The 10,193-nt window shown below is 66.1% G+C and carries 11 protein-coding genes; 9 read left to right on the top strand and 2 right to left on the bottom strand.

Annotation, left to right across the window (positions count from 1 at the left end; all coding sequences use genetic code 11):
* Positions 1–13 precede the first annotated feature (13 nt).
* From GSQ83_RS09690 to serS, 6 genes are all read left to right on the top strand, one after another.
* Entirely contained in the window at positions 14–715 is a 702-nt protein-coding gene (locus tag GSQ83_RS09690; RefSeq protein ID WP_158802674.1) for a site-2 protease family protein, read from the top strand.
* The gene (locus GSQ83_RS09685; protein WP_158802673.1) at positions 708–1,472 is read left to right on the top strand and encodes a ScpA family protein; all 765 of its coding nucleotides are present in this window, start codon (positions 708–710) and stop codon (positions 1,470–1,472) included. The genes GSQ83_RS09690 and GSQ83_RS09685 overlap by 8 nt, the downstream gene beginning before the upstream one ends.
* Positions 1,473–1,535: 63 nt before the next feature.
* Positions 1,536–2,114: an SMC-Scp complex subunit ScpB gene (gene scpB, locus GSQ83_RS09680; protein ID WP_158802672.1), complete on the top strand. Its 579-nt coding sequence runs from the start codon at positions 1,536–1,538 to the stop codon at positions 2,112–2,114.
* Positions 2,115–2,153: 39 nt separating this feature from the next.
* Positions 2,154–2,672 carry a Sec-independent protein translocase protein TatB gene (gene tatB, locus GSQ83_RS09675; RefSeq protein WP_158802671.1) on the top strand — a complete coding sequence of 173 codons (519 nt, stop codon included), beginning with the start codon at positions 2,154–2,156 and terminating at the stop codon, positions 2,670–2,672.
* 72 nt (positions 2,673–2,744) lie between these two features.
* Positions 2,745–3,497 carry a twin-arginine translocase subunit TatC gene (gene tatC, locus GSQ83_RS09670; protein ID WP_158802775.1) on the top strand — a complete coding sequence of 251 codons (753 nt, stop codon included), beginning with the start codon at positions 2,745–2,747 and terminating at the stop codon, positions 3,495–3,497.
* Between the two features lie 156 nt (positions 3,498–3,653).
* Positions 3,654–4,937 carry a serine--tRNA ligase gene (gene serS, locus GSQ83_RS09665; RefSeq protein WP_158802670.1) on the top strand — a complete coding sequence of 428 codons (1,284 nt, stop codon included), beginning with the start codon at positions 3,654–3,656 and terminating at the stop codon, positions 4,935–4,937.
* Here serS and GSQ83_RS09660 read toward each other — a convergent pair.
* Together GSQ83_RS09660 and GSQ83_RS31175 are read right to left on the bottom strand one after the other, a co-directional pair.
* Positions 4,892–5,935, bottom strand: coding sequence for a sensor domain-containing diguanylate cyclase (locus GSQ83_RS09660; RefSeq protein ID WP_158802669.1), 1,044 nt, complete (start codon positions 5,933–5,935; stop codon positions 4,892–4,894). The genes serS and GSQ83_RS09660 overlap by 46 nt on opposite strands.
* A gap of 124 nt (positions 5,936–6,059) precedes the next feature.
* Complete coding sequence (locus GSQ83_RS31175) at positions 6,060–7,763, bottom strand: lytic transglycosylase domain-containing protein (RefSeq protein ID WP_158802668.1); 1,704 nt, start codon at positions 7,761–7,763, stop codon at positions 6,060–6,062.
* Positions 7,764–8,107: 344 nt separating this feature from the next.
* Here GSQ83_RS31175 and GSQ83_RS09650 point away from each other — a divergent pair, with 344 nt between their 5' ends.
* The 3 genes from GSQ83_RS09650 (at position 8,108) to GSQ83_RS09640 (ending at position 10,155) form a co-directional block, all read left to right on the top strand.
* A complete protein-coding gene (locus tag GSQ83_RS09650; protein ID WP_158802667.1) occupies positions 8,108–8,398 on the top strand; it encodes a hypothetical protein in 291 nt (96 codons plus the stop codon).
* Between the two features lie 84 nt (positions 8,399–8,482).
* Positions 8,483–9,358 (top strand): ABC transporter permease, encoded by an 876-nt coding sequence (locus GSQ83_RS09645; protein ID WP_158802666.1) that lies wholly within the window; start codon positions 8,483–8,485, stop codon positions 9,356–9,358.
* A gap of 5 nt (positions 9,359–9,363) precedes the next feature.
* Positions 9,364–10,155: an ABC transporter ATP-binding protein gene (locus GSQ83_RS09640; protein ID WP_158802665.1), complete on the top strand. Its 792-nt coding sequence runs from the start codon at positions 9,364–9,366 to the stop codon at positions 10,153–10,155.
* Positions 10,156–10,193: the final 38 nt, after the last annotated feature.

Here is a 10,193-nt window from a genome sequence, read left to right as displayed (position 1 = left end):
GGCTGGTTGTCGGATGAGCGACTTCATCGTCTCGATCGCCATCGGCGTGGTGGCGACGGTTCTCGCCATCACCCTGCATGAGGCGGCGCACGGCTATGCCGCCTGGGCGCTCGGCGACGATACGGCGAAGAAGATGGGCCGTCTTTCGCTCAACCCGCTGCGGCATGTCGATCGGGTCGGCACCATCATCCTGCCCGGCATCCTGCTGGTCGGTCAGCTCCTCACCATCGGCCGCGTCGCCTTCATGTTCGGCTGGGCGAAGCCGGTGCCCGTCTCGGCCTGGCGTTTCCGCGACCCGCGGCGCGGCATGATGGTGGTGGCCGCGGCTGGCCCGGCGATGAATTTCTTCCTCGCCTGGATCGGCGCCCTTGGCGGTTTCCTGCTCCCGCATCTCCCGGCCAGTTCGATGGTCCCCTTCGCGACCTTCATCCAGGACTTCATCCTCGCGAATATCGTGCTCGGCCTCTTCAACCTGCTGCCCATTCCGCCGCTCGATGGCGGCCGGATCGTCGTCGGTCTCCTGCCTCTCGCGCTCGCCGAGCGCTGGGCGAGGCTGGAGCGCGCCGGCATAGCCATTGTCATGCTGCTGATCTTCGTCGTCCCCGCCGCCTCGCGCGAATTCGGCTGGAACTTCGACCCGGTCCACACGCTGCTGGACCGCGTGGTGCCCTGGACCATGCGCCTGGTCTTCAACCTCGCCGGCCAGCATGTCTGAGACCGCCGTGGCCGAGGCCGGGGCCAGCCCCAGCTTCGTGCTGCGGCTGGAGGGCTTCGAGGGGCCGCTCGATCTCCTGCTCGATCTCGCGCGGAGCCAGAAGGTCGACCTCGCGCAGATCTCCATCCTAGCCCTCGTCGATCAGTATCTCGCCATCATCGAGGGCGCGCGGCGGGTGCGCCTGGAGCTCGCCGCGGACTGGCTGGTGATGGCCGCCTGGCTCGCCTGGCTGAAGTCGCGCCTGCTGGTGCCCGCAGGTGTCGAGGAGGCGGAGGATGCCGAGATCGCCGCCGAGGGCCTCGCCTCCCGCCTCGCAGACCTGCAACGGATGCGGATGGCGGCACTGTGGCTTGGCGCCCGGCCGCAACTGGGCCTGGATGTCTTCGCGCGTGGCGCACCGGAAGATCTGACCGAGACGGACCGTTCCGGGCTTCTGCTCGACCTGCCGAGCCTGATGCGCGGCCATATCGGTGCGCTGCGCCGCCAGCTCGGCCGACGCCGCTACGCGCCTCGGATGACGCCATGGTGGAGTGTGCAGGATGCGCTGCGCCGTCTGGGTCTGATGCTCGGCCAGATGCCCGACTGGACCGAACTCGCCCGTTTTCTCCCCGAATCGCTGCCGGATGCCGCCGCCTTGCGCGCCGCCATGGCCAGCACCCTTCTCGCCAGCCTCGAGATGGGCCGCAGTGGCGATATCGACCTGCGCCAGGAACAGGCTTTCGGACCGATCGCCATTCGCCGGAGCGAGTCCCATTAAACCCCGGGCATTCCGGGTAAGCTGGCGCAACCCGCCGTTCTCCCTCTCCACGGACGGATAGTGATGGAACCCTCCGACGACTCTCTCCGTCTCGCCGAGGCTCTGGTCTTCGCCGCCGCCGCCCCGGTGCCGCTCCGCACCCTCGCCACCATGCTGCCCGAAGGCGAGGAGCCCGAGGCTGTCGTCGCAGCACTTCAGGCGCGCTACGCCGGGCGCGGCGTCGAACTTGTGGAGGTCGCCGGCGGCCTGCAGTTCCGCACCGCGCTCGATCTCGCGCCGCGCCTCACTCGCGTCATCGAAATCCCGCGCCGCCTGCCGCGCGTCGCCATGGAGACGCTCGCCATCATCGCCTATCGCCAGCCGGTCACGCGCGGCGAGATCGAGGAGGTGCGCGGCACGGCCCTGGCTCAGACCACGCTGGAAACGCTGCTCGAAGCGGAGCTCATCGCCCCGGCCGGACGGCGGGACAGCCCCGGCCGCCCGACCCTCTGGGTCACGACCACGACCTTCCTGTCCCGCTTCGGCCTGAAGGCGCTGGGTGACCTGCCGCGCCGCGACGATCTCGTCAACGAGGCGCAGCTCCTCCAAAGCGCTGACCTGAACGAGCAGGCCGCCGCCGAGACGGTGGTTTCCCACGACTGAACTTCCTGCTAGCAGAAGCGTCGGGAGTATCAGCCGTAAATGTTCGACTTCGCCTGGTCGGAAATCGCTCTAGTCGGCGTGGTGGCCCTCATTGCCATCGGTCCCAAGGACATGCCGGTGGCGATTCGCACCATGACCACCGCCATCAAGAAGATGCGGCGCATGGCGGGCGAGTTCCAGGGCCAGATGGACGAGCTTGTCCGCGAGGCTAACCTCACCGAGGTGCGCGACCAGATCCAGGAGATTCGCGGCGGCCTGAATGTGCGGCAACAGATCGGCCGCATGATCGATCCCGACCGCTCGATCCGCTCCGCCTTCTCCGATCCCATGGCGGCCGGCGCGACAGCCGCGACCACTGCCGGCAATGGAGCGGTGGAAACCGTCGCGGTAGGGGAATTTCCGGAATATTCCGCCGACGCGCCGCGATCCGACGAAACTGGCACGCCGATCATGCTACCCGACGAGGCTGCGGGTCCTCACCCGCCCGCCTTCATCCCGCCGGGTCTTCGCATCGCCGACCGGCGCCCTGCCTTCATCCCGCCCGGCATCCGCCGGTAACGGCCCAAACCCCCGAGATCGAGGCGCAAGGCCGTGGCGACGCATGAGAATGACACCATCAACGACAAGCCGATGCCGCTGCTCGAGCATCTGGCGGAGCTTCGCACGCGGCTATTGTGGTCGGCCGGCGGCTTCCTGATCGCCTTTTTCGTCTGCTACCACTTCTCGTTTCAGATCTACGAGTTCATCGCCCATCCCCTGGTCCAGGTGCTGAAAAGCCGGGGCGAGGAGCCGCGCCTGATCTATACGGCGCTCTACGAGGCCTTCTTCACCTACATAAAGGTATCTGTATATGCAGCCGCCTTTATATCCTTCCCGATCATCTCGACGCAGGTCTGGCTGTTCATCGCGCCCGGCCTCTATCGCAGCGAGAAGCGGGCGCTGCTGCCCTTCATCGCCGCCACGCCGATCCTGTTCCTGGGGGGCGCGGCGCTCGCCTACTACTTCATCTTCCCGATGGCCTTCCGCTTCTTCCTGAGCTTCCAGACGCCGGCCCATCACGCCGCCGCCGATGGCATGAAGATCGAGCTGATGGCCCGTGTTTCGGATTATCTCGGCCTGGTGATGAAGCTGGTCTTCGCCTTCGGTGTGGCCTTCGAGCTGCCGGTGGCGCTGACGCTGATGGGCAAGGTCGGCATCATCAGCTCGAAGACGCTGAAGAAGTTCCGCCGCTACGCCTATGTCGGCTGCTTCGTGGTCGCCGCCGTGCTGACCCCGCCCGACGTGCTGACCCAGACCAGCCTCGCCGTGCCGCTGATCCTGCTGTACGAGATTTCCATCATCGCGGTGCGGCTGGTCGAGCCGAAGCCGCTTGAGGATGATTGAGCGCTCGACAATGTTCGCGCCGTAAACATCGTCGTGGCACGCGAAGGCCGAGCATCCACGCCTACCTTCGTCGACCAAGCAAAGGCGTGGATGCTCGGCCTTCGCCGAGCATGACGGGCTCCTGACGCCACCAAGACTCTGAGTTGAGGCCACCCCATGCACGATATTCGCGCGATCCGCGCCGACCCCGCCGCCTTCGACGCGGCACTCGCTCGCCGCAACGTGCCGCCAATGGCCGAAGCGATCGTCGCCTTCGACGCCGAGCGGCGCCAGGCACTCGGGGCGCTCCAGGAGATGCAGGCACGGCGCAACGCCCTGGCGCGGGAGATCGGCCAGGGCAGGAAGCAAGGTGCCGACACCGCTGCCCTGGAAGCCGAAGGCACCGCGCTGCGACAGGAGATGGAGGCCCTCGAAGGCATCGCCGCGCGTGCCGAGGCCGATAGCCGCGCCCGCCTCGAAAGCCTGCCCAATATCCTCGACCCCGACGTGCCCGACGGCGCCGATGAAAGCGCCAATGTCGTGCTGAAAACCTGGGGCGAGCCGCCGCGCCAGAACTTCCCCGCCCGCCAGCATTTCGAGCTCGGCGAAGCGCTCGGGCTCATGGATTTCGCCGCCGCCGCCAAGCTTGCCGGTGCCCGTTTCACGGTCCTGCGCGGCGCACTTGCCCGGATGGAGCGCGCACTCGGCCAGTTCATGATCGACCTGCACACGACGGAACACGGCTTCGAGGAGATGGCCGTGCCGTCGCTGGTCAATGATGCCGCCGTCTATGGCACCGGTCAGCTCCCGAAATTCGCCGAGGATCTGTTCCGCACCACCGATGGCCGCTGGCTCATCCCCACCGCCGAGGTGCCGCTGACCAACCTCGCCGCGGGCGAAATCACTCCGGAGTGGCGGCTTCCCGTCCGCCTCGGCGCCCTCACCGATTGCTTTCGCAGCGAGGCGGGTTCCGCCGGCCGGGACACGCGCGGCATGCTGCGCCAGCACCAGTTCCGCAAGGTAGAGATGGTGGTCATCGCCCATCCCGACCAGAGCGATGCGGAGCACGAGCGCATGACCCGCTGCGCCGAGACGGTGCTGGAACGGCTGGAGCTACCCTATCGCCGCGTCGTGCTTTGCGCGGGCGATACCGGCTTCGGCGCCGCCAAGACCTACGACCTTGAGGTCTGGCTGCCGGGTCAGGCGGCGTGGCGGGAGATCAGCTCATGCTCGAACATGCGGGACTTTCAGGCCCGCCGCATGAACGCCCGCTCCCGTGCGACGGACGGCAAGACGCTCGGCTTCGTCCATACGCTCAATGGTTCCGGTGTAGCTGTTGGCCGCGCGCTGATTGCGGTCATGGAGAACCACCAGCAACCGGATGGCACCATCCGCGTGCCGGAGGTGCTGCGCCCCTATATGGGCGGCAACCGCGCGATCGGTGCGGTAGCCGCGAGCTGATCGCGCCCGTCGCTCTGACCTACCACCGCTTCGACGATCTGGTTCCTGCCACCGCGCTTGGCCTCGAGGAGCCGGGCGTCAGTCTCGCGCATGGCGGTGGCAACGTCGGCTGGGGCGCTGAGGAAGGTCACGAGCCCGATCGAGAAGGTCACATCATAACCCGCCCCCGCCACTGCCTTGTCGAGCAGCTGCTTGATGCGACACCCGGCGGCTAGCGCCATGGCTGGATCAGCGCCCAGGATGATAAGCGCGAAGTCGTCACCATCCAGCCGCCCGGCGGTCTCGCTCCGTCGCGTCTTTTGCCTGAGCGCCTCGCCGATCAGCTGAAGAAGCCTGTCCCCCGCTGGCTGGCCCTTGGTCTCGTTGATCCGCGCCAGGCCATCGACATCGAGGCGAAGAAGAGAAAAGGGACAGTGGCGCTGATCAAGAGCCGCGATCGCCTTGCCGATCTCGCTCTCGATCGCGGTGCGATTGGGCAGTTTCGTCAGGGCATCCGTAAGGGCAAGCTGACGCGCCTCTTGCATATGCCGTCGCATCTCCAGGATTTGCATCGCGGTTCTGGACAGGTCGACGAGGGTCTGGCGTTCCGTCGCCGTCACTTCGCGGGCGCGCGTATCGAGGGCGCAGAGGCAGCCGAGTGCCGAGCCGTCTCCGGCAATGAGCGGGGCGGCGGCGTAAAAACGGATGCCGCAGCCGTCGGTCACAAAGGGATTTGAGCGGAACCGTGGGTCGCTGAGGGCATCCACAACGGTGAAGGGCGCCGGACCCATTTCGCGGATCGCCAGGGCGCAGAAGCTTTGGTCATTCGGCACCGACTCGGTATCGACGCCGTCGCGGCCGATGACGCGGGTATGGGTTTCGTCCACGAGGGTGACCGCCGCAAAAGGCACGTCGAGACTGCGACGAAGCTGGCCGCAGAGCGCATCGAGCCCATGGTCGAGTCCCGACGCATCGTAGCTGCGCAAGGTCCGCAACCTCTGGGTTTCGTTAGCTCTCATCTGGGTCTCGGTCGCCGCCAATAGGCCGAACCTCCTTCAAGGTCGCGGGCAGGTCATGGCCGAGGCGATCTCGGCTGCCGGCAGTCGTCGGTTACCCAATCATTCGTTCGGTCGGGACCCGCGATCAATCATTTTGAGCATCCGGAGACAGCACCATGCAGGGAGTGCGCCCATGGCTGAGCGTGCTGCAGGCATTTACGGCCGCGCTTTGCGATAGGCCGCTGAGCCGCGCCCGGAAAAGTGTTTTCTGCGAGACATGCACCGGCATGACGACGCTGCTGGCGGAGGCGAGCTGGTAACGGCTGTGCTGGCGGGCGGTGCCGACGGCCTCACGGGCGTCGCCGGCGGTGCGGTAGGCGCCAACCTGGATCGCCCAGCCGCCGCCATGGCTGCTCGAAGACATCGGCATGGTGTCGGCCATCGCCGGGGAGATCAGGCGAAAGCCGCTGGTGCGATGGGTCGGCACAGCGGCCGGTTCATTCATTTCCATCGCCAGATTATGCTCGCCGCGCGACCCAACCACGCGGTTCGGCACGGTCCGGCGCAGCGGCGGCGTATAGGCCGCGAGTTGTACCGCCCGCACCGGCGCCGGTGCGGGCGGAGGTGGCAGGCGAACGGGTGGCGGCGCCTGATAGGCCGCGACCTGCGGCTGGACGACAGCCGGGCGATAGCTTGGCGCCGCGATATAGACGGGTGCCGCGGCAGGCGGCGGCAGGTTGACGGCCATCCGCATCGGCGCCTGAGCGACACGCGGCTGCACCACCTCGGGCATCGGCACGACGCGGGTAGCCGGCGTCTGGAGCGGGGCCTGTTCGACCACCGCAGCCTGGTCGTCTCCGGGGGCTGTGGCTCCGTCGTTATCCGCGGCGATTTCCTGTTGGGCGACCTGGGCCGCCGACGGACGGGGATCGTTCATCGCGACCATGAGGTCAGCCGGCACTGCTCCGCCGCCTGCGGCGACCAGGGCCGCGCCATGCTTGGCGACCTGCTGCTGGTTAAGATCATCCGCGCTGGTTTCCGTGACGACGCTGGCTACTGGCGGCGGAGGCGCCTGGTTCATCGCCATCATATTGCCGGAGACCGCGCCGCCGCCGGTATTCGCGAGGCTCGGCGGCGCATAGCCACCGGCATTGTAGGCGCGGCCGCTCGGCGCGTTCATGCTGTTCATCGCGAAGCGGTCGGCCGGTGAGTGGCCAGACGGCATGTCGCCATGGATATAAGGCGCGATCATCGCGACGTAATGCGTGGTCTCCGCCGGTAGCGGGCGTCCGTCGGTGAGATATTGGTTCAGCCGTTGCGGTCCGGCATTATAGGCCGCGAGGAAGCCGGGTGACCCGAACAGGTCGTACATCTCGCGGAGATAGGCCGTGCCCGCCATGATGTTGTCATGCGGCGCATAGGGATCGTCGCCGAGGTTGTACTGGGCCGAAAGCTCCTGGTAGGTCTCCGGCATCACCTGCATCAGGCCCATCGCGCCGACGCCTGAGGTAACAAGTTGCCCGTTGACGTACAGATGTCCGCCGGACTCCGTGTGCATCACGTTGCGGATCCAGCTTGGCGGCACGTCGAAGCGCTGTGCCGCTTCGTTGATATAGGGACCCCAGGGATCCGAAGCCGGGCCGGGCGGCGCGTAATCACCGCTAGCATTGTACTTATATTGGGCGGCTTGCTGGGTCGCCGAGAGGCGCGGATTATGGCTGGCGCAAGCAGCGAGAAGCCCAAGGAGAGCGAGCCCCGCGAACCGAGGCAGATGACGCACCGCGCGAGCCTTGCGGCCAGGTTCTGCAACCTGAGCGAGAGTCAACTCTGCTTGAGCGGGCTGCGGCATCGATACTGCCTCCGTCGTGGCGCGGCCGAATAGGCCGGTGAGTCACGACGACAGACGTCGCCGCTCCGGGGTCGTTCTGACGCCTTCCTCTGAGGAAAGCGAGCTAAGTCCTAGAGGAACCCGAAGTTCTGTGCAACATGAACAAACCGAAATCTGTCGTTGCGGATAGGTTTTGTCCAGAAATCACGCTAAGCAGAGGAGGCTGCGGAAGGATTTGGGCGATGATCACAATCGGTTGTAATCGCCGTGACCGTCAGCCTCGACATTGCCTGAGAATGCTTGCGGCATCGTTAATGCTGGCCGGCTGCACCGTTGCTTCCGGCCCGGCAGCCACGCCACGGACAGTGGCGCCCACTTCCGCGGTTACCTATGGCACGATCAAGGCGATTCGGGTCATCGACGCCAAGACAGGCAATCCTGACAAGGACATTCTCGGCGTGATCGGCAATGCTCTGCTCGGCGGCGTCGATCCGGGCGCCAATCGCCGCATCGAATGTATTGTTACTACCGAGGATGGACGGACCATCTCCGTGGTCCAGCGCAGTTCCGAGGGGCTGCGGCTCGGCGAGCGAGTCGTGATCCTGCCCGGCCGCCCGGTTCGCCTCGCTCCCGCTGGCGCATCGGCCGGCTCTTAAAGAGCGGCTCGGCCGTAGGGGTGACCTGCCGCGTTGCCCATCTATATTGCGGCGCCTCGGTGGATACGCTATCGGCAGCCGCCCATGAACGTGATCTCTGATCCACAGGCGGCACCCCTGCCGGAGGCCGAGCGCGGCTTCACGATAGACCTTCGGCACGGCCTCGGCTTCGTCGCCCGCAACCGCATGGCGATCAGCGATATCGCGCGCGGCCTTTCCCTATGGCGGCTGGCGCTAACGCTGAGCTGGCTCGATATCCGGCTGCGCTATCGCGGCTCGGTCCTCGGCCCGCTCTGGCTGACCCTTTCGACGGCGGTCATGGTCGCGGCCCTCGGCTTTCTCTATGCGGTGCTGTTCCACACGACGATCCGCGACTATCTGCCCTTTCTCGCGCTGTCCCTGGTGTTGTGGAGCTTCATCGCCGCCATGGTGAGCGATGCCTGCACCTCCTTCACCCAGGCCGAGAACATGATCCGCTCGATGCGGATTCCCTTCTCGCTCTATATCGGCCAGATCGTCGCGCGGAACGTCCTCATCCTCGGCCACAACGTCATCGTCATCGTGGTGGTCTTTGTAGCCTTCCAGGTGCCAGTCAATCTGAATGCCCTCGCGGCGATCCCGGCCTTCCTGCTGTGGTTGGTCGACGGCGCGGCGGCGAGCCTACTGTTCGGTGCCCTCTGCGCGCGGTTCCGCGATATTCCGCCGATCGTCGGCAGCGTCATGCAGATCGCCTTCTATGTCAGCGCCGTGATGTGGAAGCCTGACTTCCTTCACGGCCACCAGAGCTTCCTGGTCTATGACCCGTTCTATACGATCCTGCAGATCGTCCGTGGCCCGCTGCTGGGTCAGATCCCGACCATGCACGCCTATATCAGCGCGCTCGGCTTCTCCGCGGTGCTTTGTATTTTCGCCTGGCTGACCTTCCTGCGCGTGCGACACCGCATCGCCTTCTGGATCTGACCGGTATGGCCGCCCGCATCGAAGTCCAGGATCTCAGCATCCAGTTTCCGCTCTATCATGGGCAGTCGCGCAGCCTGAAGCGCACGATGCTGGCACGCGCCAAGGGCCTCCGCCGGCTGCAGGAGAACAGCCAGCACCGGCTGGTGGTGGAGGCGCTGCGCAACGTCACCTTCACCCTCGGCGCCGGGGAACGGCTTGGCCTGGTCGGCCATAACGGCGCGGGCAAGACGACCCTTCTGCGCGCGCTTGCCGGCGTCTACGAGCCTGTCGCGGGCAGGGTGCGAATCGAAGGCACGCTGAACGCCCTGCTCGACCCCAATCAGGGGATGAACATGGAGCTCACCGGCCGCGAAAATGTCACGCTGCGCGGCCGCTATCATCGCATGAACGGGCCGGGCATCGAGGCACTCGCGGAAGACGTGCGGGTCTTCGCCGAACTCGGCGATTTCTTCGATCTTCCGGTCCGCATTTACAGCTCCGGCATGATCGTGCGCCTGGCCTTTGCAATGGCGACCGCGATTCGCCCACAGGTGCTGCTGATGGATGAATGGTTCCTGGCGGGTGACGCCTCGTTCCGCAACAAGGCGCGCGAGCGGCTGGAAAGCATGGTGCGGGGCGCCGACATTCTTGTGCTGTCGACCCATCTCAACGACGTCGTGCGCTCCTGGTGTTCCCGCGTGATCTGGCTAGAGGATGGCCGTGTGAAGGCAGACGGTCCGGTCGACCAGGTGATGGACGCCTTCTCCGGGATCGGTGAGGGAGTGCCCGCGCTCTTTCCCGAGACGGCCCTCAGCTGACCCGTCAGCCGGCATTTGCCCCTGTGACGTTTTAAGTT

The organism is Acidisoma sp. L85, from assembly GCF_009765865.1.
Classification (GTDB): Bacteria; Pseudomonadota; Alphaproteobacteria; order Acetobacterales; family Acetobacteraceae; genus Acidisoma.
Note: the sequence above shows the minus strand (reverse complement) of the source record. Positions and strands in the feature narration are given on the sequence as shown.